Raw genomic sequence first — 26,218 nt, 5'->3', positions numbered from 1 at the left:
GGAATCATCGGTGACTCGGGACGACTCGGGCATTGGTCGGCGATTGCCAAGGCGGAGTGGAGCGGGCGAGTCGCGACTCGGGATTTCATGGGTGATCTTGGCGATGTCTGGCCGATGTCTGGGCCGGCGGTCGGCGATTGCCAAGGCGCCACGGTGGGCCGGTTTGGCAATCGCCGACTCCTCCCTCTCCTCGGCGGGTGAGGGGAAGCGGCATGGTCGGCGATTGCCAAGGCGGCGCCCCTCCGCGCCGGGCACTTCTGCCTTGCGGGGCCATGCGGGCACGAAACGCCAGCGCGGCTGTTTACGCTTGGCCTCCGCGGTGATTGGGGGCGTGCTTTGGGAGATCCGCGAGATGAGCGACGAGGGTTTCACGGACCGCGTTCTGGACGGCGTGAACGTGCTGGACGGAACCGCCCGCCGCAAGGCCGTCGCCCTGGGCGCGGAGGTGCCGGCTCTGCGCGACGGGCTCCAGGTGCCCAGCTCCCGCATGGTGCTGATGCCGGCGCTGGGGGCGCTGTGGGCCGCCGGGCTGGGCATGAATAAGCCGGGCTGGTCGCGCCTCGCCCGACAGGGGTTGCTCGCCATCGCGCTGGGGACGGTGGCCGGCAAGGGGATCAAGCGCGTCGTCTGCCGCGCCCGCCCGAACGAGGGCCGCGACCCCAGCCGCTGGGGCAAGGCCGACGGCAAGCACGCCTCCTTCCCCTCCGGCCACGCCATCAACATGTCAGCGCTGACCACGGCGGTCGGGCTGAACCGCGGCCTGTCCTCGGCGACCATGGTCAGCCTGGGCTTCGCCGCGGCGGTGGGCTGGTCGAGCCTCGCCACCGAACGGCACTGGGCGTCCGACTACGCCGCCGGCATGGCGACGGGCGTGCTGGCCGGTCTGGCCGCCGAAGTGATCGACGGCTGGGTGGAGGACCAACTGTCCTGAGGAACGGGCGTCACCCCCGTCCTCACCCCGCCGGATCGGCGAGCGCGTGCAGCAGCCGCTCGCGGATCTGGGCCAGCTTGCTCTCGTGGGTGACCTTCAGGCCGAAGACGTCCTTCACATAGAAGACGTCGATGGCCTTCTCCCCGTAGGTCGAGATCTTCGCCGACGAGATCTGCAGGGTCAGGTTGGTCAGCGCGCGGGTCAGGTCGTAGAGCAGGCCGGGGCGGTCGCGCCCGTTGACCTCGATCACCGTGTGGGTGGTGGAGGCGTTGTTGTCGATCAGCACGCGCGGCGGCACGTGGAAGACGCGGGTGCGGCTGGCGTGCGGGGCCTTGCGCTTGGTCAGGTCGTGCAGCGGCTTCAACTGGCCGGACAGCACCTTCTCGATCATCACCGACAGCTTGGCGAGCTTGTCGCCGCTCTCGAAGGCGCCGCCGCCCGCCGCGTCCTGCACGGTGAAGACGTCCAGCGCCATGCCGTTGGTCATCGTGAAGATGCGGGCGTCGACGATGTCCGCCCCCGCCGCCGCCAGCGCCCCGGCGAGGCGGGAGAACAGGCCGTGGTGGTCGGTGGCGAAGATCGTCACCTCGGTGATCGCCCGGCCGCGGTCGATGCGCGTGTTGACGGTCAGCGGCCGTTCGTCGCGCAGCGCCTCCCGGACCAGCCGCGCCTGCCGGCCCAGCGTCTCCGCGTCGAAGGCCAGCCAGTAGGCCGGGTAGCCGAGCGCGAGATGCCGTTCGAAATCGGCATCGTCGAAGTCGGACAGCTCGGCCCGCAGCGCCGCCTGGGCGGCCTGAATGCGGCGCCCGCGCCCTTCGACCGACAGGCCGCCGGACATCACCTCCTCCGAGCGGTTGTACAGCTCGCGCAGCAGCGTGGCCTTCCAGTTGTTCCAGCGCTGCGGCCCGACCGCCCGGATGTCCGCCACGGTCAGAACCAGCAGCAGGCGCAGCCGCTCCGGCGACTGGACGAGCGAGACGAAGTCGCGCACCGTCTTGTCGTCCTCCAGGTCGCGCTTGAAGGCGGTGTAGGACATGGCGAGGTGCCAGCGCACCAGCCAGGCCACCGTCTCCGTCTCCTCCGCCGTCAGGCCGAGCCGCGGGCACAGCTTCTCCGCCACCCGCGCGCCGAGGACGGAATGGTCGCCGCCGCGGCCCTTGGCGATGTCGTGCAGCAGCACGGCGACGTAGAGCGCGCGTCGCGACACCACCTTGTGGATCACCTCCGACGACAGCGGCAGCTCGTCGGTCAGCTCGCCCATCTCGATCTTGTGCAGGATGCCGAGAGCGAACAGCGTGTGCTCGTCCACCGTGTAGACGTGGTACATGTCGTACTGCATCTGCGCGACCACCCGGCCGAAGTCGGGGATGAAGCGGGCCAGCACCCCGGCCTCGTTCATGCGGCGCAGCGTGATCTCCGGGTCCTTGCGGCCGGTCAGGATCTCCAGGAACAGCCGGTTGGCCTCCAGGTCGGCGCGCAGCTTCGGCCCCACCACCGACAGCGAGCGCGTGATGGCGCGCAGCGCGTTGGGGTGGATGTCGATGTCATTCTGCTGGGCGGTGTGGAACAGCCGGATCATGTCCAGCGGCTCGTCCTTGAACTGGCGGTCGTTGCGGACGTTCAGCCGCTCGCCGTCCACCACGAAGCCGTCCACGTCCTTGCGGCGGGCGAGTGCGGCCAGCCGCAGGATGTTGAACTTGGGCGGGCGCTTCGATTCCGCCTCCAGCGCCGCGCAGAAGATGCGGGTCAGGTCGCCCACGTCCTTGGCGACCAGGAAGTAATGCTTCATGAAGCGCTCCACGCCCTTGGTCCCGGCGTGGTCGGTGTAGCCCATGCGGTTGCCGATCGACGTCTGGACGTCGAAGGTCATCCGGTCCTCCATGCGACCGGTCAGGTAATGCAGATGGCAGCGCGCGGTCCACAGGAAGTTCTGCGCCTTGGCGAAGCGCTGCGCCTCCTCCGGCAGCAGCACCTTCTTGCCGACCAGATCGTCGACGTCCTCCACGCGGTAGAGGTACTTGGCGATCCAGAACAGCGTCTGCAGGTCGCGCAGGCCGCCCTTGCCGTCCTTCAGGTTGGGTTCCAGCACGTAGCGGCTGTCGCCCAGCTTCAGGTGGCGGTTGTCGCGCTCGGCCAGCTTGGCCTCGACGAATTCCGGCCCGGTGCCGGCCACCACCTCGCGGTCGAAGCGGCGGCGCAGCTCGGTGAACAGCTTGCGCGGGCCCCAGAGGTAGCGGGATTCCAGGATGGCGGTGCGGATGGTCACGTCGGCCTTGGACTGGCGGATGCAGTCGTCGACGCTGCGCACGGCGTGACCGACCTTCAGCCCGAGGTCCCACAGGATGTAGAGCATGTACTCCACCACCTGCTCCACCCGCGGGGTGCGCTTGTAGGGCAGCAGGAACAGCAGGTCGATGTCGGAGAAGGGGGCCAGCTCGCCCCGGCCATAGCCGCCGGTGGCGACGATGTCGAACACCTCGCCGGAGGTCGGGTTGGGCGAGGGGAAGATGTGGGTGACCGTGAGGTCGGCCAGCGAACGCACCACCCCGTCGGCGAGGTAGCAGTTCTGCCGCACGCAGTCCTCACCCGATCCCTTGGCCTCGAAGCGGGCGCGCACCTCCGCCCGCCCGTCGTTCAGCGCGCCGCGCAGTCGGGCGATCAGGGCGGGGCGCAGCTTGTCGCCGGTCCCATGCTCCGCCACCAGCTTCTCCAGATCCTCCGCCAGCTTGCGCCGGGACAGGATCGCGCGCTTGTTGGGGATGTTGGCGGTGCCGGCGTCCTTGGCGTCGGACGCGTCGGCGGAGGCGGCGCGGGTGGAGAGCATCGACAAAACGTGAGCCTTCCCAGGGATGCTAGGGGTGCGACGAACCGTGCGGCGTCCCGACTATAACGGGAAAGAGGATAATTCGCACGCGGCACACCAAAAGAGGCTGCCGTCTGTTTCCTGCATGATCCAACTGGGAGCGCTGCTGTGACGGCTGTGCTGGAACGGCCGTGCTGTGATGGCCGTCACTGACGCGCTCCATTCCAAAGAGGTAAGGAGTCGTCCGTGAGACACGCGCGAGGGAGGCCATTGATGATCCCGAACCCCGGAACGGCACGGCGGGAGCTGGCGAACCTCGGGAACGCCCTGACCCTGGCGGAGCGCGGTCTGCCGCGTCACACCCCGGCCGAGCTGATGGCCTGGCTGGTGCACGCCCTGGCGCTGTGCCCCGGCTCCATCGGCGACGCGCTTTTGTTCGAGATCTGCGGCACCGCCACCGACGCCAAGGCCTCCGACGCCATCAAGATCGCCCAGATCCGTAAGGGCTGGGCCGCGGTGGTGCGGGCGCAGTTCCGCCTGCGCGGGCTGACCGTGGTCGGCGGCGGAGGCGAGAGGCGCGCCTGCGCCGCCTGACGGACGGCGTTTCCTTCCCTGCCTACTCCTCGCGCACCGACAGGTGGATGTTGGCGCCGCCGTTGCCTTCGAGGATCTCGGCGGCCTCCACCTCGTCCTCCACCTCGGCGGTGCGCACCCACAGGATGACGCCGCCGGCCTCCAGCGCGCGGCTGAACTCGTCGGTGTCGGGGTGGCTGGTCAGCTCGTCCAGGTAATCCTTGATGGCGACGCCGCCCAGGCCGGCGGCGACGATGGCCGCCAGCGGCGCGGCGATCGGGCCGCCGACGATGGCGAGAAGCCCGGCGGTGGTCAGGGGGAAGGCGTATTTCAGCTCGCCCACCAGCCCTGTCAGGGCCTCGTCCGACGGGGCCGGCGGGCGCCGGTCGGCGGCCTCCAGCGAGGTGTGGCTGGCCAGCACCGACAGGTCGTCGCGGTCGAAGCCGGCGTCCAGAAGGGCGGCCACGGCCTTGTCGAACGCCTCGCGGGTCTTGAACAGGGCGACGACCTCGCGCACCTCCCGGACGGTGTCCTGGCCGTTCGTGGTCCGGCCATCAGTGTTGTCGGGCGCTTGCGTCACGGCGGTCTCCTTCAGCTTCGGCTTGCTCGTTCTACGGGCATCGAACAGTCTAACGAAGCGGTCATCGCGGCACCAGCGCGGGCGTGCTAGGGTGCCGGCCCGACCTTGCCCGTCACAACGCAACCGGTTGAAGACCCGTGTCCGACGCGCCCGCCGCCATTTCGCCCGCCGCCATCATTCCTCCCGACGCCACCCCGATGATGGCGCAGTACCTGGAGATCAAGCAGGCCCATCCCGACTGTCTGCTGTTCTACCGGATGGGCGATTTCTACGAGATGTTCTTCGAGGACGCGGTGAACGCCGCCCGGACGCTGGACATCGCGCTGACCAAGCGCGGCCAGCATCTGGGCGAGGACATCCCGATGTGCGGCGTCCCGGTCCACAGCCATGAATCCTATCTTCAGCGCCTGATCCGCCAGGGCTTCCGCGTCGCCATCTGCGAACAGATGGAGGACCCGGCGGAGGCCAAGAAGCGCGGTTCCAAGTCGGTGGTGAAGCGCGGCGTCATCCGCATCGTCACCCCCGGCACGCTGACCGAGGACAGCCTGCTCGACTCCCGCGCCTCCAACTGGCTGGCCGCGGTGGCGGAAGCGGCGGGCGGCCTCGGGCTGGCCTGGCTGGAGCTGTCCACCGGAGAGCTGGTCGTGCAGCCGGTGGAGCGCGCCGGACTGGGCGCCGCGCTCGGCCGCCTCGACCCGCAGGAGGTGCTGGTCTCCGAGAAGCTGTGCCAGAGCCCCGACCTCTACGAGCTGTGGGGTGAATGGAAGTCCCGCCTGACCGTGCAGCCGACCCCGCGCTTCGACAGCGAGAACGGGCGGCAGCGGCTGCTCACCCTCTACGGCGTCGGCACGCTGGACGCCTACGGCCAGTTCTCCCGCGCCGAGGTGGCGGCGGCCGGCGCGCTGGTCGCCTACGTGGAGCTGACGCAGAAGGGCCGCGTGCCGCGCCTGTCGTCGCCGCGCCGGCTCGGCCCCGGCGCGGTCATGGAGATCGACGCGGCGACCCGCCGCAACCTGGAGCTGACACGCACCCTGACCGGCGACCGGCGCGGCAGCCTGCTCGCCACCATCGACCGCACGGTGACCGGGGCGGGGGCGCGTCTGCTGGCCGCCCAGCTCTCCGCGCCGCTGACCAACCCCGCGGCCATCGCCAAGCGGCTGGACATGGTCGAATTCGCGCTGAACGAGGAGCGGCTGCGCGGCGACCTGCGCGAGGCGCTGCGCCGCTGCCCGGACCTGGAGCGCGCCCTGTCCCGCCTGACGCTGGGGCGCGGCGGCCCGCGTGACCTCGCCGCGGTGCGCGACGGTCTGGCCCAGGCCTCGGCTATCCGCCTGCTGCTCAACGGCCATCCCGGCGGCCCGCTGCCCGACGGGCTGGGCGCCGTGGCCAAGGGGCTGGGCGAGCACAGCGAGCTGGTCCAGCAATTGACCCAGGCGCTGGCGCCGGAGCTGCCGCTGCTCGCCCGCGACGGCGGCTTCATCGCGCGCGACTATTCCTACGCGCTCGACGAGTTGGTGACCCTGCGCGACGAGAGCCGGCGGCTGATCGCCGGGCTTCAGGTCAAATACGCCGGCATCGCCGGGGTGCCGGCGCTGAAGATCAAGCACAACAACGTGCTCGGCTATCACATCGAGGTGACGGCGACCCACGCGGACAAGCTGATGTCCGAGAAGGGGCGCGAGGTCTTCATGCACCGCCAGACCATGGCGAACGCCGTGCGCTTCGGCACGGTCGAGCTGTCGGACCTGGAACGCCGCATCTCCGAGGCCGCCGACAAGGCGCTGGCCGTGGAGCTGGAGCTGTTCAACGACCTCGTGGAGGAGGTGACCAGCCGCGCCGAGGCCATCGCCCAGGCCGCCCACGCGCTGGCCGCGCTGGACGTCGCCGCCGCGCTGGCCGAATTGGCGGCGGAGCGGCGCTACCGCCGGCCGGTGGTGGACGGCAGCCTCGCCTTTTCGATCAAGGGCGGACGGCACCCGGTGGTGGAGGCGGTGCTCGACGCCGGCAACGCCGGGCCTTTCGTCGCCAACGACTGCGACCTCGCCCCGGACAACCGGCTGTGGCTGCTGACCGGCCCGAACATGGCCGGCAAATCGACCTTCCTGCGCCAGAACGCGCTGATCGCCGTGCTGGCCCAGATGGGCGGCTTCGTGCCGGCGGAGAGCGCCCACATCGGGGTGGTGGACCGGCTCTACAGCCGCGTGGGTGCCGCCGACGATCTGGCGCGCGGCCGCTCGACCTTCATGGTGGAGATGGTGGAGACGGCGGCCATCCTGAACCAGTCCGGCGACCGCGCGCTGGTCATCCTGGACGAGATCGGGCGCGGCACGGCGACCTTCGACGGCCTGTCGATCGCCTGGGCCTGCGTGGAGCATCTGCACGACGTCAACCGCTGCCGCGCGCTGTTCGCCACCCATTACCACGAGCTGACCATGCTGGCCGGCAAGCTGCCGGGCCTGTCCTGCCACACCATGCGCATCAAGGAATGGCAAGGCGACGTCGTCTTCCTGCACGAGGTGACGGCCGGGGCGGCGGACCGCAGCTACGGCATCCATGTGGCGAAGCTGGCCGGCCTGCCCGGCGCCGTGGTGGGCCGCGCCGAGGAGGTGCTGACCATCCTGGAATCGGGCGACCAGAACGCGGCCATCCACCGTCTGGCCGAGGACCTGCCGCTGTTCAGCGCCGCCCTGAAGCGTCCGCCGCCGGCCCCTACGGCGTCCCCCGCCGCCCCGTCGGAACCGTCGCGGGTGGAGGAGGCGCTGAAGTCCATCGACCCGGACAGCCTGACGCCGCGTCAGGCGCTCGACGAGTTGTACCGTCTGCGGGGATTGCTCCCTTAAACGGGAACGATATCCCCTCTCCCGCCCCGGGAGAGGGGTCAGACGTCAAATGCGCCGGCGTTGATCCCGCCAGTCGGGGTCACGCCCGTTCCACGGCGTCCTCGTCCATCGGGGCGCCGCGGTCGCGGATAGGGGTGACATGGCGTTGGGTAGCGGGGCGTTGCGCGTGGCGCAGCTTCTCCTCCACCGCCTCGTTCACGAACTGGTCGAGCGAACGGCCCTCCCGCTCGGCGGCCTTCGACGCTTCGGATTCCAGCGACTTGTGCAGATGTACCATTCGGTGCCTCCCCCAACGCGGAACGGACTCTGTCCGATGCTTCAGATGGGAAGCCCGTGCCCGCGCTGCGAGCGCCCTATCCCGAAGCGCTGTCTCGATCGGAAGCGTCCGGTGGAGCGCTCGCGGGTGGCAGGAGCGGCTTGGCGTGCAGCGCGCGGGCGGCGACGGCCATGGGGTCCTCGCCCGGCGCGCAGGGATGGGTGGCGGCCAGCAGGGCTTCGGGCACGCTGGCGGCGATGTAGTCGGCCACCGTCTCGTGCACCGGGATGATCATGGCGATGCGGGTCAGCTCCACCACCTTGCGCACCTGCCCGGAGGCGCAGAGCAGGGACAGCGCCTTGCCCGCCGACAGGGCCTCGCCGTTCATCACCAGCAGCAGGCCGATGCCGGCGCTGTCGATGAACTCCAGCCCGGTCAGGTCGAGGAGGTGGCGGCGCTCGGCCCCGTCCTTCACGTCGGCGATGGCCTGCCGCACCGGGCCGGCGTCCTGGCTGGTGAAGCGCCCGGTGAGCACCAGACGGGCGAAGTGCCGCTCCTGCTCCTTGCGATACTGCACGGCCCGCACCCCTTTCCGACGTCCGGCGGCCATGATCCGGTCCGGGCCGTTGCCGGGCAAGCGGGTGGCGCCCTCGGATCCTGCGCGATGTTGACGCAGGCGGCCTCTTTTTGTCACGGCTTCCTTGTCCCTTGACGGCGCGCCGCGGCGGTCCTACAAGCGAGGGCACGTGGTGATTTGGTCGACCGGCTTGCGGGCCACGTAAAACAACCCGCTAAAAAGGTCCGAGCCGCGTCCGCGCCTCGACCCGATCGGTCGGGGCGTTTTTTGTTTTGCCGGTCTGCCCCGCCGGCGGACAGAGGAGACAAAGCGGCCATGGCGCGCACCGATCATCGCAATCCGAACGTTGCGGGGCTTCGCCCGCGTTCCCGTCTGGTCCATGGCGGCGTCCGCCGCTCGTCCTTCGACGAGACCTGCGAGGCGCTCTACCAGACCTCCGGCTTCGTCTACGGCTCGGCGGAGGAGGCGGAGAGCGCCTTCGTCAACGACGGCTCCCGCCACGTCTATTCCCGCTTCCGCAACCCGACCACGGCGATGTTCGAGGACCGGCTGTGCGAGTATGAGGGGGCGGCCTGGGCCTACGCCACGACCAGCGGCATGGCCGCGGTGCACGGCGCCCTGTGGTCGAACCTGCGCACCGGCGACCGCATCGTGGCGCCGCGCTCCCTGTTCATCTCCTGCTACTGGGTGATCAAGGAACTGTCGGCCCGCTTCGGGGTCGAGGCGGTCTTCGTCGACGGCACCGACCTGTCCCAGTGGGAGGAGGCGCTGGCCAAGCCGACCAAGGTTGTCTTCCTGGAGACACCCAGCAACCCGGGGCTGGAGGTCGTCGACCTGCGCGCCGTCAGCGCTCTCGCCCACAAGGCCGGGGCCAAGGTGGTGGTGGACAACGCCTTCGCCACGCCGGTGCTGCAGCGCCCGTTCGAGATGGGGGCCGACGTCGTCATCTATTCGGCGACCAAGCACATCGACGGCCAGGGCCGCTGTCTGGGCGGCATCATCCTGACCAACGACAAGCAGTACGGGTCGGACGTGATCCATCCCTACCTGCGCCACACCGGCCCGACTATTTCGCCCTTCAACGCCTGGCTGCTGCTGAAGGGGCTGGAGACGCTGGAACTGCGCGTGTCGGCGCAGAGCGCGGCGGCCCTGACCGTGGCGGAGTTCCTGGAAGGCCACGCGAAGGTGGAGCGGGTGCTCTACCCGGGCCTGCCCAGCCACCCGCAGCACGATCTTGTCCGCAGCCAGATGACCGGCGGCGGCACCATGCTGTCGATCTTCCTGAAGGGCGGCAAGGAGGAGGCCTTCCGCGCCCTGAACGACCTGCGGATGGTGATGATCTCCAACAACCTGGGCGACTCCAAGAGCCTGATCACCCACCCCGACACCACCACCCACTCCAAGCTGACGGTTGAGGAGAAGGCGGCGGCGAACATCCGCCCGAACCTGCTCCGCCTGTCCGTCGGGCTGGAGGACGCCCAGGACATCGTTGAAGATCTCGACCGAGCGCTCGCTTCCCTGTAAAGACTGGACCCGGAACCAAATGCTGCAGTGCAGCGTTGGCGTCCGGGTCACGGTTTTTTCGACTCGGCCGGGGCTTTTGGTCCGGTCGGGTCCTTTGGTGAGGTGGAGCGAATGGCGAGACGCAAGGCCGGCAACGGCGAACCGACGCAACGCTTTCTGACGGTCGCGGGCGATCTGACCCGGACCGGCGTCAAGACCGGCGAGATGGGGGTGGCGGCGGCCCAGACGATCGGCTACCGCACCGCGATGATGGCGGCGGCCATGAACAACCCCATCGACCTCGCCAACCCGGAGTTCGTCCGCATGGGCTCCGAGAAGGTGGAGGCGATGGTGGAGGCCACCCACGCCGTCGCCAAGGGCATCGGTGAGATGCAGCAGGCCTGGATGACCCTCATGCAGGGCCAGCTTCAGGCCGCCATGGTGATGGTGACCGGCCTCGGCCAGTGCCGCAACCCCGCCGATTTGATGGAGTTGCAGCGCCGCACCATCACCGAGACGGTCGAGGCCGGCATCCACGCCGCGCTTTACATGGTCGAGTCGGCCACGGCTCTGACCCATGCGGGCATGACCCCCGCCTACCGCACCGTCCGCGCCAACGCCCGTCGTCTGGCGAAGCAGCACGGATAGTTTGCGGTTCACCACGAAGACACGAAGACACGAAGACAATCACGAAGACCTTTGTGATTCCTTTGTGCCCTTCGTGTCTTCGTGGTTAAAAACGCTCTTCACATCAAGGTGTTGTGGTCACTGCCCCAGCACTTCGAAGCTGGACGGGGCGGGATCGAGCACGCGGGGACCGCCGGGGGTGACCTCCAGAACGGCCAGTCCGCGCTCCACGACACCGTCCGCGCGCAGGCGGAAGATGCCGTCCATGCCTTCGAAGCCGTTGGGATTGTTCAGCGCCGCGCGGTCGAAGCGGCCCGACGCGTCGGGCATCTTGGCCAGCACCGCGGCGATGGCCGTTGCGTCGTAGGACAGGGTGGCGATGCGCGGCGGCTTGCGCCCATAGGTCCTCTCGAAACGCGCCTCGAAGTCGGCGCGGCTCTGCGGGGACGGGGCGGCGAACCAGGCGCCGGCCAAAGCGGGTTCCTGGCCCAGGCCGGGCTCGTCCCACAGGCCGGTGCCGAGCAGCTTGACCTGCTGGGTGTTCAGCCCGTTGGCCGACAGCGCCGACGCCAGACCCTGGGCGCGCGGCCCGCCTTCGGCCAGCATGACCGCCTGCGGCTGAACGCCGGCCTGGGTCACCTGCCGGGCCGGCTGGGCGAGGTCGGTCACCGCCGGGTCGTAGCGCTCGACCTGCGCCACCTGTCCGCCGAACTGGCGCGAGGCGGCCTGCACGGCGTTGACCACGGCGTCGCCGTAGGCGGTGCGCGGGGCCAGAGCGACGTAGCGCGTCGCACCGCGCGAGCGGGCGAAGCCGACCACGCGGGTGACCTGATCGGCGGGCACGAAGCCCAGCACATAGGTGCCGTTGCCGGCCTGGGTCCAGTCGTTGGTGAAGGCCAGCACGTCCACGCCCGCGGACTGGGCGACCGGCTTCACCGCCGCCACGTCGGCGGCGAACAGCGGGCCGAGGATCAGGCTCGCCCCCTCGGCGATCGCCTGCCGCGCCGCGTCGGCGGCGCCGGACGGCGTGCCCTTGGTGTCGCGGGGCAGCAGCTCGAAGCGGTCGCCGGCCAGATCGAACAGCGCCATCTGCGCCGATTCCAGCATGGCCTGCCCGATGGCGGCGCTCGACCCGGACAGCGGCAGCAGAATCGCCACCTTCAAGGTCTGCGGGGCGGCCGGAACGGCGGCGACGGGCGCTTGCGGCGCTTGAGTCGGCGGCGCCGGGGCCTTTACAGTCGAGCAGGCCGAAAGCGTGCCGACAACCAACAGGGCGGCGGCAGCCCGCTGCCCCCAAGCGCGCGAGAAAGGTGTCGTCAAGCGTGCCACCAACGATCTCCACATCCGGTCCGGCGCCCGAGCCCGTTTCCGGGCCCGGCGTCTCTGGTGACGCTGAAGGTAGCGAGCCGAGGGCCGCAAGTAAACTCGGCGCCGGCCTTTATGTGGTCGCCACCCCCATCGGCAACGCCGCCGACATCACGCTGCGCGCGCTCGACACGCTGCGCCGCGCCGATGCCATCGCCTGCGAGGACACGCGGGTGACGGCGAAGCTGATGGGCATCCATGGCATCCACACGCCCTTCGTCTCCTATCATGAACACAACGCGGCGAAGATGCGTCCGGTCCTCATCGGCCGCATGAAAGCGGGCGAATCCATCGCGCTGGTCACCGACGCCGGCACGCCGCTGGTCTCCGACCCCGGCTACAAGCTGGTGCGCGAGTGCGTGGCGGAGGGGGTGGCGGTCACCACGCTGCCCGGCGCCTCCGCACCGCTGGTGGCGCTTGTGTTGTCCGGCCTGCCGACCGACCGCTTCCTGTTCGCCGGATTCCTGCCGAACAAGAGCAGCGCGCGGCGCGCCACCTCCGGGGAACTGAAGAACGTTCCGGCCACGCTGGTCTTCTTCGAGTCGCCGCAGCGCCTGCCCGAGTCGCTGGCCGACCTCGCCGACATCCTCGGTGCACGGGAGGCCGCGGTGGCGCGGGAACTGACCAAGCTCTACGAGGAGGTGCGGCGCGGCACCCTGCCCGAGCTGGCAGCATATTACGCCGAGGCCGGACCGCCCAAGGGCGAGGTCGTGCTGGTCATCGGCCCGCCCGGCGAGGAGGCCACCCCGACCGAGGCCGACGTGGACGCCCTGCTGCGCGAGGCGCTGACCCGCCTGTCGGTCCGCGACGCCGCCGCCGACGTGGCCGCCCGCACCGGCCAGAACAAGCGGACCGTCTATGCCCGCGCGCTGGAACTGTCGCGGGAGGGGAAACCATGAGCGCGCCGGACGCCCTGCGCCGCCGGGCGGAGAGCTACGGCCGCTACGCCGAGCAGCTCTGCCGGCTGGCGCTGCGGCTGAAGGGTTACCGCATCCTGGAAAGCCGCCTGCGCACCCCGATGGGAGAGATCGACATCGTGGCCCGGCGGGGCGACACTCTGGCGATCGTCGAGGTCAAGGCCCGCGGCGACTGGGACACCGCGAACGAGGCGGTCAACGCCCGCCAGCGGGGCCGCCTCGCCCGCGCCGCCCACGCCTATCTGGGGGCCAACCCCCACTATGCCGGCTATGTCTTGCGCTTCGACGTCATGCTCGTTACCCCTTGGTCCTGGCCGCGCCACGTGCCGGACGCGTGGCGGGCCTGACGCGAAGGCTGAAGAAGAGGAAGGACGCTGCCCGTGACCAGCCGCGCCGAGGCCCGTGACATCCTGCGCCGCGTGGGGCAGCAGCCGGACGAGCAGATCGATCTGGCCGAAGCCGCCCTCGCGCTGGGCGCGCTGGAGGTGCCGGGCGCCGCGCTGGCCGACTACCGCCGTCACCTCGCCGACATCGCCCACGATCTGGCCGAGCGCGTCTCGCCCACCCTCGATGGGCTGGAGGCCCGCATCTCCTGGCTGCACGAGGTGATCGTGGAGCGGCACGGCTACGCCGGCGACCAGGAAACCTACGACGACCTGCAGAACGCCAACCTGCTGCGCGTCATCGACCGCCGCCGCGGCCTGCCGGTGGCGCTGGGCATCCTGTACCTGCACGCCGCCCGCTCGCAGGGCTGGACGATGCTGGGGCTGAACTTCCCCGGCCATTTCCTGGTGCGGCTGGAGGCCGACGGCGCCCGCGCCATCCTCGACCCCTTCAACGAGGGGCAGGTGCGCACCGCCGTGGACCTGCGCGACCTGCTGAAGGCCACCGCCGGCAGCGCCGCGGAGCTGGAGCCCGGCCATTACCAGACGGTGACCAACCGCGAGATTCTGCTGCGGCTCCAGAACAACATCAAGCTGCGCCACCTCTCCGCCCGCGACGTTCCGCGCGCGCTGGAGGTGCTGGAGGCGATGCGGCTGTTCGCGCCGGGCGAGGCGTCGCTGTGGCGGGAAACCGGCCTGCTGGAGGCCCACAACGGCAACCTCGGCGCCGCCATCGCCGCGCTGGAAACCTTCCTGGAGCTGACCGCCAGCGAACGGCACCGCCATCAGGTCGCCGCGCTGATCCAGCAGCTCAAGAACCAACTGAACTGACCCCACTTCAAAAGCCCGTTCCGGAGACCCGCAGGATGAGCCTCGCCGTCGCCTTCCAGATGGACCCCATCGAGTCCATCAACATCGACACCGACTCGAGCTTCATGATGGCGCTTGAGGCGCAGAAGCGCGGGCACACGCTGTACCACTACCACCCGCGCGACCTCAGCCTGACCGGCAACGTCCTGACCGCCCGCCTGCGCGAGATGACCGTGGTCCGCCAGAAGGGCGCCCACTACACGCTGGGCGAGCCGCGGATCGTCGACCTGTCGACCATGGACGTGGTGCTGATGCGCCAGGACCCGCCCTTCGACATGGCCTACATCACCGCCACCCACATGCTGGAGCACATCCAGCCCAAGGTGCTGGTGCTGAACGACCCGGCGGAGGTGCGCAACGCGCCGGAGAAGCTGTTCGTCACCCATTTCCCCGACCTGATGCCGCCGACGCTGATCACCAGCGACAAGCAGGCCGTCCTGGACTTCCGGGCGCAGCACAAGGACATCATCGTCAAGCCGCTGTTCGGCAACGGCGGGGCCGGCGTCTTCCACCTGAAGCCGGACGACGAAAACCTGGGCTCACTGCTGGAGCTGTTCACCCAGCTCTACCGCGAGCCGGTGATCGTGCAGAAGTACCTGCCGGAGATCCGCCAGGGCGACAAGCGCATCATCCTGATCGACGGCGAGCCCGCCGGCGCCGTCAGCCGCATGCCCCAGGAGGGCGAGGCCCGCGCCAACTTCCACGCCGGCGGCAGCGCCAAGAAGACGGAGCTGACCCCGCGCGAGCAGGAGATCTGCAAGGCCATCGGCCCGGTACTGCGCGAGAAGGGTCTGGTCTTCGTCGGGATCGACGTGATCGGCGACTACATGACCGAGATCAACGTGACCTCGCCCACCGGCATCCAGGAGATCAACCGGCTCGACGGGTCGGCGCTGGAGGCCACCCTGTGGGACGCCATCGAGCGCCGCCACCGCGAGAACAAGGGGGCCTGAGGGTCGAAGCCCCCCGCACTCCCCCGCCAGCCGGTCACTCGGTGAAATAGCCGGGCTGGCCGAGGTCGGCGACGAGGCCGGTCTCGCGCGGCTCCCACCCCAGCAGGGCGCGGGTGTGGGCGCTGGAGGTCGGGCAGTCGATCCCCGCGAAGAAGGCGAACCACCCGAAATGGGCGGCCGCCTCCTCCGGCGTCTTCGAGACCGCTGGCAGGCCCAGCCGCGCGCCGATGGCTTCGGCAACGCGGCGCAGCGGCACGCCCTCCTCGGCGATGGCGTGGAACGGGCCGCCCCGGGCGCCGGCCTCCAGCGCCAGCCGGTAGAGCCGCGCCGCATCCCGGCGGTGCACCGCCGGCCAACGGTTCCCACCGTCGCCGACATAGGCCGAGACTCCGGTCCGGCGGGCGATGTCGTGCAGGATGCGCGCGAAGCCATGGTCGCCGACGCCGTGGGTCGAGGGCGGCAGGCGCACGACGCCGACCCGGACGCCGCGGGCGGCCAGCTCCCTGGCGGCGAGTTCGGTGCGGCGGGGCAGGGCGTCGGACGGTGGCCGGTGCGGATCGCTCTCGACCGCCACCGGCCCGCGCGCGGCCACGACCGCTCCGGCCGTCACCAGCAGGGGGCGGTCGCTGCCCTCCAGCGCTTCGCCCATGGCGAGGATCGCCCGATGGTCCTCCCAGCAGTTGTCGGCGAAGCGCGAAAAGTCATGGTTGAAGGCGGTGTGGATCACGCCGTCGGCCGCGGAGGCCCCGGCGCGCAGGCTCTCCAGGTCGTCGAGGGAGCCGCGGTGGACCTCCGCCCCGACCGCGGCAAGGGCCGCCGCCGCCGCGTCGGAGCGGGCGAGGCCGAGAACTTGGTGCCCGTTGGCGAGCAGGTCCTGAACGATGGCCGAACCGACGAAGCCGGTGGCGCCGGTGACGAAGACACGCATGGGAAACCTCTTCCGATCAGGGTCGCAGGCCACTGTCGGCGCGGGGCTTATCCTGGTAAAGTCGTGACGTTATCGGGGTATAATGACCAACAGGACGGGCCGGCGCGCCATGATGGAGAACGGTTCCGCACAACAAAGCTCCGGCGAAAGCCGCTTGGGCGCCTATCTGAAGGACCGCCGGGCGAAGCTCGATCCGGCGGCCTTCGGCTTTTCCGCGGAGCGCCGGCGCACGCGCGGCCTGCGCCGCGAGGAGGTGGCCCAGCGCGCGAACATCAGCACAACCTGGTACATTTGGCTGGAGCAGGGGCGCGGCGGAGCGCCGTCCGCCGACGTGCTGGAGCGCATCGCCCGCGCCCTGATGCTCACCGACGCCGAGCGCGAGCATCTTTTCCTCCTCGGCCTCAACCGCTTGCCGACACTGCGCCATCCGGTGGGGGAGGCGGTCACGCCGCGCCTGCAGCGCGTGCTGGACGCGCTGAACCCCAGCCCCGCCCTGGTCAAGACGGCAACCTGGGACGTCGTCGCCTGGAACCGCGCCGCCGCCGCGGTGCTGACCGATTACGGCGCCCTGCCGGCGGCCCAGCGCAACATCCTGCGGCTCATCTTCTGCGACCCGCGCGTGCGGGCCGCCCAGTTCGATTGGGAAGGGGTGGCGCGCTTCGTCGTCGGTGCCTTCCGCGCCGACGCGGCGCGCGCCGGTGCCCACGAAGCGGTGCGGGCGCTGATCGAGGATCTGTCGCGCCAGAGTCCCGAATTCGCCGCCCTGTGGACTGCGAACGACGTGAGTCATTTCGGGGAGGGCGTCAAACGCCTCCGCCATCCCACGCTGGGCACGCTGGAGCTGGAATATTCGGCCTTCGCCGTGGACAGGCGGCCGGACCTGACGATGCTCGTCTACAACCCGGCAACCCCGGACGACGCCGAGCGGGTGCGGGCGCTGCTGGCCTGACCCGTTACGGGCCGGCGGTAGAAGCGGCGCGCCGGTAATCGACGTACCGGTAATCCAGACCGTTCTCGGTCAGCAGCGGGCCGCGCTCCGTCTCCACCCACTCCGGCCCCAGCGGCGGCATGACGGTGTCGCCCTCCACATCCTGCTCGACGCGGGTCAGGTGGACGATGTCGGCGAGCGGCAGGGATTCGCGGAACAATTCGGCGCCGCCAATCACGCTGATTTCCGGAACGCCGCGGCCGCGGCACCAGTCCAGCGCCGCGTCGAGGCCGCCGAACCAGCGCGCCCCGTCCCGCTCGCCCGGCGGGACGCTGCGGCTGACCACGAGGTTGTCGCGGCCGGGCAGGGGTTTGCGTGGGAGCGACTCCCAGGTGCGCCGGCCCATCAGGACCGGCTTGCCCATGGTCAGCTCCCGGAAGCGCTTCAGGTCGCCGGGCAGAGACCAGGGCAGGGTGCCGTTGCGGCCGATCACGCCATTGCGCGCGGCGGCCACCACCAGACTGATGCGCATCCCAACCCCTTTCCCTGCCGCTTCACCCCACCTTACGCCGCGCGGAGCTGCTGAAGGAAGCCTCCGACCTCGCGGTGCAGCGTGTCGAGCTGGTGGCCGAGCCGGCGCGACATCTCCAGCACGTCGCGGGCGGTGGCGCCGCTCTGGGTCGCCGCACCGGTGACGCCGGTGATGTTGGCCGACACCTCCTGCGTGCCGCCCGCCGCTTCCTGGACGTTGCGGCTGATCTCGCGGGTCGCCGCCCCCTGTTCCTCGACCGCCGAGGCGATGGAGGTGGCGATCTCGTTCACCCGCAGGATCACCTGGGTCACGCCCTGGATCTCGCCGACCGCGTCGCCGGTCGCCGTCTGGATGTTGGCGACCTGGGCGGCGATCTCCTCGGTGGCCTTGGCGGTCTGGTTGGCCAGCGCCTTGACCTCGCTCGCCACCACGGCGAAGCCCTTGCCGGCCTCGCCCGCGCGGGCTGCCTCGATGGTCGCGTTGAGCGCCAGCAGGTTGGTCTGGCTGGCGATGTCGTTGATGAGCTGCACCACCGCTCCGATCTTCTGCACCGCCTCGGCCAGCCCGCCAACCTTGTCGTTGGCCCGCCCGCTGAGGGTCACCGCCTCGCCCGCGATGCGCGACGACTCGGCAACCTGACGGCTGATCTCCTGGATCGAGCCGGCCAGTTCCTCCGAGGCGGCGGCCACGGTCTGCACGTTGGCGGAGGTCTGCTCCGTCGCCGCGGCGACCGAGGTCGCCAGTTCGTCGGTCTGGGCGGCGGCGCGGTTCATCTCGGCCGCCCGCTCCTCCATCGTCGCCGCCGCGTCGGAGACGGTGCGGACGACGGCGCCGATGCTCTGCTCGAAGCTGGCGGCCAGCGCCAGCATGGCGCGGCGCTTGTCCTCCTCGGCGCGCTGGGCCGACGCGGCCTGCTCGGCCTCCAGCCGCTGCTTGTCGCGGGCGTTGGTCTGGAAAACCAGCACGGCCTTGGCCATGGCGCCGATCTCGTCGCCGCGCTCCGCCTCCGGAAAGCGGGTGGACAGGTCGCCGTCGGCCAGCGACCGCATCTTGGCGCCCAGCCCGCGCAGCACCCGGCTGATGTCGGTGCCGACCCAGGCGATCAGGCCGACGGCCGGCACCGCCAACGCCAGGATGACGAAGGCCAGCGTCCGCAGCTGGTCCAGGAAGGCGGCCCGGATGTCGTCGATGAAGATGCCGGTGCCGATGAAGATGTTCCACGGTTCGAAGCCGCGGACATAGCCCAGCTTCAACGCCAGATCGCTGCCGCCGACCGTACGCGGCCAGTCGTACTCCAGCAGGCCGTCGCCGGTGGCGCGGACCATGCGGATGAACTCCACGATCATGTGGACGCCGTTGGCCGACTTCAGCGGCTTGACGTCGGCGCCGATCAGCTTCGCGTTGACGTGGGCGAAGCCGTAGCCGTCCATGGTGTGGGCGAAGAGATACTCCTTGCCGCCAGCGTAGCGGATGCCGGCCACCGCCGCCTTGAAGCGGGCCTGCGCCTCCTCGCGGGTGATCTTGCCAGCGGCGGCGTCCGCCTCCAGCGTGGTGGCCAGGGTGATCCCGGTCTCCACGATGCTGTGCAGCGTCTCCAGCCGGTCGGCGTGCATTCGGCTGTAATTGAGATAAAGACCGGCACCGGCGATGGCGAAGGATGCGACCGAAGCCGCGACGACGAGCGCCCACAGCTTGGCCCGAATGGAAAGCTTCGTGAGGGTCATGGGATGTCTGCCTGAAACTGTCTGCCCTGTCCCGCGTCCCGGCAAGCGGCGGTTGTTTGCCCTTGTCTTTGCCAGGACTCCAAGAACGATCGACAGTCACAGGAAAATCATAAACGGACATATAAAAATGCGGCGCTCGCCGGGCACTGGGCGCCTTTGTCACACCACGTTTCCGGGTATTGGCGCGGTCAGGCCAGAAGAGCCCCCAGAACGGCGTTCAACCGCTGCCGCCCCTCGTGGGTGGCGCGCAACGTGTCCTTGCCGACCTCCAGGAAGCCGCCGGCCATCAGACGCTCCAGCGCCGCGGGATCGACCAGCCCGTCGAGGTCACGGCCGGTCTCCTCGACCAGCCGGGCGCGGGCCACCCCCTCGCGCAGGCGCAGCCCCATCATCAGCAGCTCCGACCCGCGCGACTCGCGGGCGACCGGTTCGGGCGCGGCGGCACCGTGGCCGTCGCGCTCCACCCGCTCCAGCCAGATTTCCGGAGCGCGGTGGGCGCGGGTGGCGAATTTCTCGCCGTCCAGCGTCAGCCGGCCATGGGCGCCGGGACCGACACCGACGTAATCGCCGTAGCGCCAGTAGGTCAGGTTGTGGCAGCTCTCCTCGCCGGGCCGGGCGTGGTTGGAGATCTCGTAGGCGGGCAGCCCGGCGCGGTCGAGCAGGCTCTGCGTCGCCTCGTAGAGGTCGCCGGCCAGATCCTCGTCGGGCAGCACCAGATCGCCCCGCGCGTGCAGGGGGAAGAAGGCCGTGCCCTCCTCGATGGTCAGCTGGTAGACCGACAGATGGCCGACCGCGTGGTCCAGCGCGCGGGTCAGCTCCGCCTCCCACGCCGCGACGGACTGGCCGGGGCGGGCGTAGATCAGGTCAAAGCTGAAGCGGGGGAAGGTGCGGGCGGCCAGCGCTATGGCGCCGGTCGCCTCCGCCGCGCTGTGCTGGCGGCCGAGGAACTTCAGCGCGGTGTCATCCAGCGCCTGGATGCCCATCGACAGGCGGTTGACCCCGGCGGCGTGGAAGGCGCGGAACTTGTCCGCCTCGACCGAGGTCGGGTTGGCCTCCAGCGATACTTCCAGGTCGTCGCCCACCGTCCAGCGGGCGGCGATGCGCTCCAACACCGCGCCGACCGTCGCCGGCTCCATCAGCGACGGCGTGCCGCCCCCGAAGAAGACCGAGGTGACCCGGCGGCCGGGCGTTGCGTCCGCGTAATGATCCAGCTCCCGCACCAGCGCGGCGCGCCAGCGGTCATGCTCGACCCGGTCGCGGACGTGGCTGTTGAAGTCGCAGTACGGGCACTTCGCCTTGCAGAAGGGCCAGTGGATGTAGATCCCGAAGCCCGGATCGGGGGTCACTTGAAGCATCGCTCCACAAGCTGGCGGAAGGCGTCGGCCCGGTGGCTCATCTCGTGCTTCCTGGCCGGGTCCATCTCGCCGAAGGTGATGTCGTAGCCGTCCGGCTTGAACATCGGATCGTAACCGAAACCATGCGCGCCGCGCGGCGGCCAGACCAGCGTGCCGGGGCAGCGGCCCTCGACCGTCTCGACATGGCCGTCCGGCCAGGCGAGCGACAGGGCGCAGACGAACCAGGCGCGGCGGTCGGCTTGGCCCTTCAGCCCGTCCTCGACCTTGCCCATGGCCATCTGGAAGTCCTTGGCCGGGCCGGCCCAGCGGGCGGAGTAGATGCCGGGGTCGCCGTTCAGGGCCGGCACCACCATCCCGCTGTCGTCGGCCAGCGCGACGTGCCCCGCCTTGGCGGCGGCCAGGGCCTTCAGCTCGGCGTTCGCGACGAAGGTGGTCCCCGTCTCCTCCGGCTCCGGCAGGCCAAGCTCGCCCGCGGACACGAAGGAGGCGGCGTAGGGGCCGAGCAGCGCCGCGATCTCGCGGACCTTGCCCTTGTTGTGGCTGGCGATCACCAGCGTGCCGCCCGTGAAGCGGCGGGGAGGCGTGGTCATGGGGGAGTTCCTTCGATGTGGACTGTTGCCCCCACCCTCCCGCTTCGCGGGTCCCTCCCTCCCCCGCTTTCGCAGGGGAGGGCCGATTTCCCCTCCCCTGCGAAAGCGGGGGAGGGTCAGGGTGGGGGCAAGCGCAACCGCGCCTTTACTTCACCGCGATCGCCGCCTTCTGCAAGGCCACCAGCTCGTCGATGCCCTTGCGGGCGAGCGCCAGCAGCTCCATGAACTGCGGCTCGCTGAAGGGGCGCTCCTCGGCGGTGCCCTGCACCTCGACGATTCCGCCGTTGCCGGTCAGCACGAAGTTGGCGTCGGCCTGGGCCGTCGAATCCTCGGCGTAGTCGAGGTCGAGGACGCTGGCGTTCTTGTAGATGCCGCAGGAGACGGCGGCCACATGGTCGGTCAGCGGCATGGTCTTCAGCGCGCCGATCTGCATCAGATGCTGGAAGGCGAGATGCAGGGCGACGAAGCTGCCGGTGATGGCGGCGGTGCGGGTGCCGCCGTCGGCCTGGATGACGTCGCAGTCGATCTTGATCTGCTTCTCGCCCATGGCAGCGCGGTCGGTGACGGCGCGCAGCGCGCGGCCGATCAGGCGCTGGATCTCCTGGGTGCGCCCCGACTGCTTGCCCTTGGCGGCCTCGCGGTCGGTGCGGCTGTGGGTGGAGCGCGGCAGCATGCCGTATTCAGCGGTAACCCAGCCCAGACCGGTGTTCTTCAGGAAGCGCGGAACGCCCTCGTCCACGCTGGCGGTGCACAGGACGTGCGTGTCGCCGAACCGCACCAGGCAGGACCCCTCGGCGTGCTTGCTGAAATGGGGCTCAAGGGAAATGGTGCGCAACTGGTCGTGGGCGCGGCCGGAGGGACGCATCGGGCATGATCCGCGAATCTGTTGAAATCGGCGGCAAGCTAGCGCCCGCCGCCCCCGCCGTCCAGCGCGCAACCGGGGCGCACGTTGATTCGGCGCGGACACCTGCCTAAATTCGGGACGCCCCTTTCGCAACCCACCCGCACCGCCCGGTCCCTGCCCCGCCATGATCACCGAGCTGAACCAACGGTCCCGCGAGATCTTCCGGCTGATCGTCGACGCCTATGTGGCGACCGGCGAGCCGGTGGGCTCGCGCACGATCTCGCGGAGGCTCGGCATGGCCCTGTCGCCCGCGACCATCCGCAACGTCATGGCCGACCTGGAGGAACAGGGGCTGCTCTACGCCCCCCACACCTCCGCCGGCCGCATCCCGACCGAGGCGGGTCTGCGCCTGTTCGTCAACGGCCTGCTGGAGATCGGCAGCCTGAGCGAGGACGAGCGCGGCTCCATCGAGGCGAAATGCGCCTCCTCCGGGCGGTCGCTGCAGGACGTGCTGGGCGAGGCGTCCACCCTGCTGTCGGGACTGTCGCACTGCGCCGGGCTGGTGGTGGCGCCGAAGACCGACCGGCCGCTGAAGCACATCGAGTTCGTCTCGCTGGCCCCCGGCCGGGCGCTGGTCGTGCTGGTCAACGAGGATGGGCTGGTCGAGAACCGCGTCATCGAGGTGCCGGTGGGCGTCCCTGCCGCGACGCTCCAGATGGTCTCCAACTTCCTCAGCGCGAAGCTGGTCGGCCGCACGCTGGACGAGGCGCGGCAGGCCGTGCTGTGCGAGATCGAGGACCAGAAGACCGAGCTGGACGAATTGTCGCAGCGCGTGGTCTCCGCCGGTCTCGCCACCTGGGCGGGCAGCGGCGGGCAGAGCAGCGGCCAGCTTATCGTGCGCGGCCAGGCGAAGCTGCTGGAGGACGTCACCGCCCTGTCGGACCTGGAGCGCGTGCGCGCCCTGTTCGAGGCTCTGGAGACCAAAGAGACCATGCTGCGCCTGCTCGACGCCACCGGGAAGGGCGACGGGGTGCAGATCTTCATCGGCGCGGAGAATGTGCTGTTCGGCCATTCCGGCTGTTCGCTCATCATCTCGCCGTTCCAGAACAGCCGCGAGCAGGTGATCGGCGCCATCGGCGTGATCGGCCCGACCCGCATCAATTATGCCCGGATCATCCCGCTTGTGGATTATACAGCCAAGGTCATCAGCCGCCTTGTCGGGTGACGCCCTGTCGGGTGACGACCTTGGCAATGCTTCACCCATCCCCCATCAGACGACGACCAGAGACGACAACGAGAGAGCCATGAGCGAAGAGCAGAACAAGCCCGCCGAAGCCGAGATGGAGCAGACCGAAGCCGTCCAGGACAAGGCCGCCCAGGACAAGGCCGCGGACGCCGGTGCCGGGGATCGCGTGGCCCAGCTTGAGGCCGAGGTCGCCAGCCTGAAGGACCAGCTCCTGCGCCAGATGGCCGAGGTGGAGAACACCCGCCGCCGCGCCCAGCGCGACCGGGAGGACGCCAGCAAGTTCGCCGTGTCCAGCTTTGCCAAGGAGCTGGTGACGGTGGCCGACAACCTGCGCCGCGCGCTGGAGGCCGTCCCCGCCGAGGGCCGAGAGAACGACGAGGTGCTGAAGAGCCTCTCCGTCGGCGTGGAGGCGACGGAGCGCCAGCTCATCTCCGCCTTCGAGCGTGCGGGCATCAAGAAGATCGACCCGACCGGCGAGCTGTTCGATCCGAATTTCCATCAGGTGATGTTCGAGATCGAGAACACCGGCAAGCCCGCCGGCACCGTCGTGCAGGTGCTCCAGCCTGGCTACACCATCCACGGCCGCCTGTTGCGCGAGGCCATGGTGGGCGTCGCCAAGGCCGGTCCTCACGAGATGGGCGGCCAGCACGTCGATACGAAGGCCTGACCGTTTCCAGGACGGATGGCCTGATCCGCCCTCCGGACGGCAGGCTGCACGTCTCTTGCGGCGGCGCGGCGGCATGGCCCGCCGCGCCGCTTTTTTTCGCCCGGCGGTCTCCGGATGAGTTCCGCGCGCGATCCTTTGCGTACCGAAGGGCTTGCGCCGGGCTGGTCCTTCGCCTATTCGCATCGGAACCCCGATTCGCGTCGGGGAGTCTCGCGGCGCCTCGTGAATTGCCCGTTCCGGGCGGCCGCTCATTCAGGGAACCGGACCCGTGGCCAAGACCATTCTGACCGTCGACGACTCCAAGACCATCCGCGACATGGTCGCCTTCACGCTGCGCAACGCCGGCTATGGCGTCACCGAGGCGGCGGACGGCACAGCCGGTCTGGCGGAGGTGAACCGGCAGAAGTTCGACTGCATCATCACCGACCTGAACATGCCGGGCATGGACGGTCTGGCGCTGACCCGGGCCATCCGCGGCAGCGCGCTCAACCGCGCCACCCCTGTCCTGCTGCTGACCACCGAGGCCGATCCCGCCAAGAAGACCGCCGGCCGCGAGGCCGGGGCCACCGGCTGGCTGGTCAAGCCCTTCAACCCGGACAAGCTGGTCGAGACCGTGAAGAAGGTCTGCCCGTAACCGGGAAGGGGCCGAGACGGCGGGCCGGGGGGCCTTATCCCGCCCGCTCCCGCGTGAACAGGAACTCCCCCTCCGGATCGTGGGCGGCGAAGCGCCGCTGCGCGGTGGCGCGGTTGGCGACGGCGTAGCAATAGACGCAGCCATGCGGGCAGGTATCGTAATCGCCGATATCGCGGCTTTCCGCGCACAGGCAGCCGGGGCGGTTTCCCTTTTCCTTGGCCGCGATGAGCCGCCCGGCGACGTCGGAAAGCCGTTGCGCGTCCACGCAGCGGGCCGGCGCCGTGCCGGGGACGCCGGTCAGCTCCGGCTGGGTGCACAGCGTCAGCGTCATGCCATGGTCCGCGGCGATTCCGGCCAGATCGGCCAGTAGGGCGCGCTTTTCCTCCGGGTCCGGGTCGCGCCAGGGCACGCCGGCGGCGTCCAGGTTGCGCGCCGTCTTGCGGTAGGGCTGGAGAAAGGACACCACCGCTTCGTCGGTCAGGCCGCGCATCCGGCCGGCCAGCCGGGTGAAGGTCTCGCGGTGCCAGGACGGCGGCGTGGCCTCTGCTTTCACGATGGGCGCCATCACGATGGGGTCGTAGCGCCAGACGGCGGCGCGCGGCCCCCAGCGGTCGCGCAGCCGGGCCATGTGCTCCACCGCACGCTCCGCGTCGGGGACGGAGCGCTCCAGCGCAGTGGGCAGGCCGGTGATGCTGTACTGGACGACGAAGGGAAAGCTGCGCTCGGACACCTCCTCCAGCGCCGGCAGGAAGGGGCCGAGATTCTTGGTCCAGAAGACGAATCCGTCCACCTCCGCGCGTGTCAGGCCGATGCGGTAGGTCTGGCCGCCGTAGGGGTTGACCATGCGGCAGTGCCCGGCCTTCAGCCGGTTCAGGAACCAGCGCCCGTAGAAGGCGGGGATGTCCGTCTTGTAGCTGGCGGAAATGATCATCGCCGGACCATGGTGGCTCTGTGGGCCGCGATCAAGGCTGGATTCGCCGGCGCTTCGGCCTAAAGTGCCGGCACAGGATCAGAGGGGCACTGGATCAGGGGAGGATGCCGTGACGGGCGGACAGGACGGCCACAGCGTGGGCAACGGTGCGGGCCACAGCGTGGAGTGGGAAGGGGTGGTGCGGTTCCGGCTGCCGGACGGCTGGCGCCCGGAGGTGGAGGAGCATGAGGGCCACGCCGTGGCCGCCTTCCACCCGCCGGCCCCGGCGGGGGGCGTGCTGCGGCTGGTCACCGACCGGGTGGCGCCCAAGGACGGGCCGGACGGCGCCGTGGCGGTGCTGCACGAGATGGCGCTGCGCTTCGTGCGCCCCGACGACCCGCGGGCCAGCGACCGGATCGTCGAGCCCTGGGGCGACGACGGCGTGCTGGCCCAGGCGGTGATGATGACGGAGGAGGACGGCGGCACCGACGCCCATTACCTCTGGCTGGTCGGGGCGGAGCGGGACGGCAAGGCGGCGGCGGCGATGTTCAGCTACCGTCTGCCCATGGTCATGGATGGGGATGAGTCCTGCGCCGGCACGCTGGCCCTGCTCGACGGGGCGATCCGCGCGGCGGAGATCCTGTAGAACGATTCGGGACAGCCGTCGGAAGCAGGAAAGCCG

26 protein-coding genes and 1 riboswitch are annotated in these 26,218 nt (G+C 70.1%); of the genes, 14 read left to right on the top strand and 12 right to left on the bottom strand.

Annotated elements, in window-relative coordinates; all coding sequences use genetic code 11:
- The first annotated feature begins 352 nt into the window (after positions 1–352).
- Positions 353–931 (top strand): phosphatase PAP2 family protein, encoded by a 579-nt coding sequence (locus tag H1Q64_RS04260; RefSeq protein WP_237904508.1) that lies wholly within the window; start codon positions 353–355, stop codon positions 929–931.
- 22 nt (positions 932–953) lie between these two features.
- Here the strand turns inward: H1Q64_RS04260 and H1Q64_RS04255 are convergent, their stop codons facing one another.
- Positions 954–3,755 (bottom strand): [protein-PII] uridylyltransferase, encoded by a 2,802-nt coding sequence (locus H1Q64_RS04255; protein ID WP_237904507.1) that lies wholly within the window; start codon positions 3,753–3,755, stop codon positions 954–956.
- A gap of 252 nt (positions 3,756–4,007) precedes the next feature.
- Here H1Q64_RS04255 and H1Q64_RS04250 point away from each other — a divergent pair, with 252 nt between their 5' ends.
- Positions 4,008–4,328 carry a hypothetical protein gene (locus H1Q64_RS04250; RefSeq protein ID WP_237904506.1) on the top strand — a complete coding sequence of 107 codons (321 nt, stop codon included), beginning with the start codon at positions 4,008–4,010 and terminating at the stop codon, positions 4,326–4,328.
- A gap of 22 nt (positions 4,329–4,350) precedes the next feature.
- Here H1Q64_RS04250 and H1Q64_RS04245 read toward each other — a convergent pair whose 3' ends face one another.
- Positions 4,351–4,887 (bottom strand): hypothetical protein, encoded by a 537-nt coding sequence (locus H1Q64_RS04245; RefSeq protein WP_237904505.1) that lies wholly within the window; start codon positions 4,885–4,887, stop codon positions 4,351–4,353.
- A gap of 197 nt (positions 4,888–5,084) precedes the next feature.
- On the opposite strand from H1Q64_RS04245, the gene mutS reads away from it, so the two are divergent.
- Positions 5,085–7,727, top strand: a complete 2,643-nt coding sequence (gene mutS, locus H1Q64_RS04240) for a DNA mismatch repair protein MutS (RefSeq protein ID WP_237904908.1) — start codon at positions 5,085–5,087, stop codon at positions 7,725–7,727.
- Positions 7,728–7,806: 79 nt separating this feature from the next.
- On the opposite strand, the gene H1Q64_RS04235 is transcribed toward mutS, so the two are convergent.
- Together H1Q64_RS04235 and H1Q64_RS04230 are read right to left on the bottom strand one after the other, a co-directional pair.
- The gene (locus H1Q64_RS04235) at positions 7,807–8,004 is read right to left on the bottom strand and encodes a hypothetical protein (RefSeq protein WP_237904504.1); all 198 of its coding nucleotides are present in this window, start codon (positions 8,002–8,004) and stop codon (positions 7,807–7,809) included.
- A 76-nt stretch (positions 8,005–8,080) separates the two neighbouring features.
- Positions 8,081–8,593, bottom strand: a complete 513-nt coding sequence (locus H1Q64_RS04230; protein ID WP_237904503.1) for an STAS domain-containing protein — start codon at positions 8,591–8,593, stop codon at positions 8,081–8,083.
- A 126-nt stretch (positions 8,594–8,719) separates the two neighbouring features.
- A riboswitch (SAM riboswitch) is annotated at positions 8,720–8,799 on the top strand.
- A 76-nt stretch (positions 8,800–8,875) separates the two neighbouring features.
- On the opposite strand from H1Q64_RS04230, the gene metZ reads away from it, so the two are divergent.
- Positions 8,876–10,084, top strand: a complete 1,209-nt coding sequence (gene metZ / locus H1Q64_RS04225) for an O-succinylhomoserine sulfhydrylase (RefSeq protein WP_237904502.1) — start codon at positions 8,876–8,878, stop codon at positions 10,082–10,084.
- Between the two features lie 111 nt (positions 10,085–10,195).
- Positions 10,196–10,711 carry a phasin family protein gene (locus H1Q64_RS04220; RefSeq protein ID WP_237904501.1) on the top strand — a complete coding sequence of 172 codons (516 nt, stop codon included), beginning with the start codon at positions 10,196–10,198 and terminating at the stop codon, positions 10,709–10,711.
- A 117-nt stretch (positions 10,712–10,828) separates the two neighbouring features.
- Here the strand turns inward: H1Q64_RS04220 and H1Q64_RS04215 are convergent, their stop codons facing one another.
- Positions 10,829–12,019 carry a penicillin-binding protein activator gene (locus H1Q64_RS04215; RefSeq protein ID WP_237904500.1) on the bottom strand — a complete coding sequence of 397 codons (1,191 nt, stop codon included), beginning with the start codon at positions 12,017–12,019 and terminating at the stop codon, positions 10,829–10,831.
- On the opposite strand from H1Q64_RS04215, the gene rsmI reads away from it, so the two are divergent.
- From rsmI to gshB, 4 genes are read left to right on the top strand one after another with little or no spacing between them, the layout of a single operon-like run.
- The gene (gene rsmI, locus H1Q64_RS04210) at positions 12,013–12,954 is read left to right on the top strand and encodes a 16S rRNA (cytidine(1402)-2'-O)-methyltransferase (RefSeq protein ID WP_419468820.1); all 942 of its coding nucleotides are present in this window, start codon (positions 12,013–12,015) and stop codon (positions 12,952–12,954) included. The genes H1Q64_RS04215 and rsmI overlap by 7 nt on opposite strands.
- On the top strand, positions 12,951–13,319 hold the full coding sequence (locus tag H1Q64_RS04205; protein ID WP_237904498.1) for a YraN family protein: 369 nt from the start codon (positions 12,951–12,953) through the stop codon (positions 13,317–13,319). Before rsmI ends, H1Q64_RS04205 begins: the two co-directional genes overlap by 4 nt.
- A 33-nt stretch (positions 13,320–13,352) precedes the next feature.
- Positions 13,353–14,186 (top strand): SirB1 family protein, encoded by an 834-nt coding sequence (locus H1Q64_RS04200; protein ID WP_237904497.1) that lies wholly within the window; start codon positions 13,353–13,355, stop codon positions 14,184–14,186.
- Positions 14,187–14,221: 35 nt separating this feature from the next.
- Complete coding sequence (gshB, locus tag H1Q64_RS04195) at positions 14,222–15,178, top strand: glutathione synthase (protein ID WP_237904496.1); 957 nt, start codon at positions 14,222–14,224, stop codon at positions 15,176–15,178.
- A gap of 34 nt (positions 15,179–15,212) precedes the next feature.
- On the opposite strand, the gene H1Q64_RS04190 is transcribed toward gshB, so the two are convergent.
- Complete coding sequence (locus tag H1Q64_RS04190; RefSeq protein ID WP_237904495.1) at positions 15,213–16,106, bottom strand: SDR family oxidoreductase; 894 nt, start codon at positions 16,104–16,106, stop codon at positions 15,213–15,215.
- 82 nt (positions 16,107–16,188) lie between these two features.
- Between H1Q64_RS04190 and H1Q64_RS04185 the strand changes: the two genes are divergently transcribed.
- The gene (locus H1Q64_RS04185; RefSeq protein ID WP_419468819.1) at positions 16,189–17,055 is read left to right on the top strand and encodes a helix-turn-helix transcriptional regulator; all 867 of its coding nucleotides are present in this window, start codon (positions 16,189–16,191) and stop codon (positions 17,053–17,055) included.
- 4 nt (positions 17,056–17,059) lie between these two features.
- Here the strand turns inward: H1Q64_RS04185 and H1Q64_RS04180 are convergent, their stop codons facing one another.
- From H1Q64_RS04180 to rph, 5 genes are all read right to left on the bottom strand, one after another.
- Complete coding sequence (locus H1Q64_RS04180; protein WP_237904494.1) at positions 17,060–17,566, bottom strand: dihydrofolate reductase; 507 nt, start codon at positions 17,564–17,566, stop codon at positions 17,060–17,062.
- 32 nt (positions 17,567–17,598) lie between these two features.
- Positions 17,599–19,290: a methyl-accepting chemotaxis protein gene (locus H1Q64_RS04175; protein WP_237904493.1), complete on the bottom strand. Its 1,692-nt coding sequence runs from the start codon at positions 19,288–19,290 to the stop codon at positions 17,599–17,601.
- 188 nt (positions 19,291–19,478) lie between these two features.
- Entirely contained in the window at positions 19,479–20,645 is a 1,167-nt protein-coding gene (gene hemW, locus H1Q64_RS04170) for a radical SAM family heme chaperone HemW (RefSeq protein ID WP_237904492.1), read from the bottom strand.
- Positions 20,633–21,235, bottom strand: a complete 603-nt coding sequence (gene rdgB / locus H1Q64_RS04165) for an RdgB/HAM1 family non-canonical purine NTP pyrophosphatase (RefSeq protein ID WP_237904491.1) — start codon at positions 21,233–21,235, stop codon at positions 20,633–20,635. Before rdgB ends, hemW begins: the two co-directional genes overlap by 13 nt.
- Before the next feature lie 145 nt (positions 21,236–21,380).
- Entirely contained in the window at positions 21,381–22,100 is a 720-nt protein-coding gene (gene rph, locus H1Q64_RS04160) for a ribonuclease PH (RefSeq protein ID WP_237904490.1), read from the bottom strand.
- A 163-nt stretch (positions 22,101–22,263) separates the two neighbouring features.
- On the opposite strand from rph, the gene hrcA reads away from it, so the two are divergent.
- The 3 genes from hrcA (at position 22,264) to H1Q64_RS04145 (ending at position 24,626) form a co-directional block, all read left to right on the top strand.
- Complete coding sequence (gene hrcA, locus H1Q64_RS04155; protein ID WP_237904489.1) at positions 22,264–23,304, top strand: heat-inducible transcriptional repressor HrcA; 1,041 nt, start codon at positions 22,264–22,266, stop codon at positions 23,302–23,304.
- A gap of 79 nt (positions 23,305–23,383) precedes the next feature.
- A complete protein-coding gene (gene grpE / locus H1Q64_RS04150; protein ID WP_145623247.1) occupies positions 23,384–23,992 on the top strand; it encodes a nucleotide exchange factor GrpE in 609 nt (202 codons plus the stop codon).
- Between the two features lie 268 nt (positions 23,993–24,260).
- Positions 24,261–24,626: a response regulator gene (locus tag H1Q64_RS04145; RefSeq protein ID WP_014239024.1), complete on the top strand. Its 366-nt coding sequence runs from the start codon at positions 24,261–24,263 to the stop codon at positions 24,624–24,626.
- Positions 24,627–24,660: 34 nt separating this feature from the next.
- Here the strand turns inward: H1Q64_RS04145 and H1Q64_RS04140 are convergent, their stop codons facing one another.
- Complete coding sequence (locus H1Q64_RS04140; RefSeq protein ID WP_237904488.1) at positions 24,661–25,557, bottom strand: DUF1848 domain-containing protein; 897 nt, start codon at positions 25,555–25,557, stop codon at positions 24,661–24,663.
- 109 nt (positions 25,558–25,666) lie between these two features.
- Between H1Q64_RS04140 and H1Q64_RS04135 the strand changes: the two genes are divergently transcribed.
- Positions 25,667–26,182, top strand: a complete 516-nt coding sequence (locus H1Q64_RS04135) for a hypothetical protein (RefSeq protein ID WP_237904487.1) — start codon at positions 25,667–25,669, stop codon at positions 26,180–26,182.
- Positions 26,183–26,218: the final 36 nt, after the last annotated feature.

It is taken from the genome of Azospirillum brasilense (assembly GCF_022023855.1).
Lineage (GTDB): Bacteria > Pseudomonadota > Alphaproteobacteria > Azospirillales > Azospirillaceae > Azospirillum > Azospirillum brasilense_F.
Note: the sequence above shows the minus strand (reverse complement) of the source record. Positions and strands in the feature narration are given on the sequence as shown.

What these genes read in the sequence shown, in the direction of transcription:
- H1Q64_RS04260 (WP_237904508.1), top strand. Translation starts at nt 353, where the DNA reads ATGAGCGACGAGGGTTTCACGGACCGCGTTCTGGACGGCGTGAACGTG.
- H1Q64_RS04255 (WP_237904507.1), bottom strand. Translation starts at nt 3,755, where the DNA reads ATGCTCTCCACCCGCGCCGCCTCCGCCGACGCGTCCGACGCCAAGGAC.
- H1Q64_RS04250 (WP_237904506.1), top strand. Translation starts at nt 4,008, where the DNA reads ATGATCCCGAACCCCGGAACGGCACGGCGGGAGCTGGCGAACCTCGGG.
- mutS (WP_237904908.1), top strand. Translation starts at nt 5,085, where the DNA reads ATGATGGCGCAGTACCTGGAGATCAAGCAGGCCCATCCCGACTGTCTG.
- H1Q64_RS04235 (WP_237904504.1), bottom strand. Translation starts at nt 8,004, where the DNA reads ATGGTACATCTGCACAAGTCGCTGGAATCCGAAGCGTCGAAGGCCGCC.
- H1Q64_RS04230 (WP_237904503.1), bottom strand. Translation starts at nt 8,593, where the DNA reads ATGGCCGCCGGACGTCGGAAAGGGGTGCGGGCCGTGCAGTATCGCAAG.
- metZ (WP_237904502.1), top strand. Translation starts at nt 8,876, where the DNA reads ATGGCGCGCACCGATCATCGCAATCCGAACGTTGCGGGGCTTCGCCCG.
- H1Q64_RS04220 (WP_237904501.1), top strand. Translation starts at nt 10,196, where the DNA reads ATGGCGAGACGCAAGGCCGGCAACGGCGAACCGACGCAACGCTTTCTG.
- H1Q64_RS04205 (WP_237904498.1), top strand. Translation starts at nt 12,951, where the DNA reads ATGAGCGCGCCGGACGCCCTGCGCCGCCGGGCGGAGAGCTACGGCCGC.
- gshB (WP_237904496.1), top strand. Translation starts at nt 14,222, where the DNA reads ATGAGCCTCGCCGTCGCCTTCCAGATGGACCCCATCGAGTCCATCAAC.
- H1Q64_RS04190 (WP_237904495.1), bottom strand. Translation starts at nt 16,106, where the DNA reads ATGCGTGTCTTCGTCACCGGCGCCACCGGCTTCGTCGGTTCGGCCATC.
- H1Q64_RS04185 (WP_419468819.1), top strand. Translation starts at nt 16,189, where the DNA reads ATGACCAACAGGACGGGCCGGCGCGCCATGATGGAGAACGGTTCCGCA.
- H1Q64_RS04180 (WP_237904494.1), bottom strand. Translation starts at nt 17,566, where the DNA reads ATGCGCATCAGTCTGGTGGTGGCCGCCGCGCGCAATGGCGTGATCGGC.
- H1Q64_RS04175 (WP_237904493.1), bottom strand. Translation starts at nt 19,290, where the DNA reads ATGACCCTCACGAAGCTTTCCATTCGGGCCAAGCTGTGGGCGCTCGTC.
- hemW (WP_237904492.1), bottom strand. Translation starts at nt 20,645, where the DNA reads ATGCTTCAAGTGACCCCCGATCCGGGCTTCGGGATCTACATCCACTGG.
- rdgB (WP_237904491.1), bottom strand. Translation starts at nt 21,235, where the DNA reads ATGACCACGCCTCCCCGCCGCTTCACGGGCGGCACGCTGGTGATCGCC.
- rph (WP_237904490.1), bottom strand. Translation starts at nt 22,100, where the DNA reads ATGCGTCCCTCCGGCCGCGCCCACGACCAGTTGCGCACCATTTCCCTT.
- hrcA (WP_237904489.1), top strand. Translation starts at nt 22,264, where the DNA reads ATGATCACCGAGCTGAACCAACGGTCCCGCGAGATCTTCCGGCTGATC.
- grpE (WP_145623247.1), top strand. Translation starts at nt 23,384, where the DNA reads ATGAGCGAAGAGCAGAACAAGCCCGCCGAAGCCGAGATGGAGCAGACC.
- H1Q64_RS04140 (WP_237904488.1), bottom strand. Translation starts at nt 25,557, where the DNA reads ATGATCATTTCCGCCAGCTACAAGACGGACATCCCCGCCTTCTACGGG.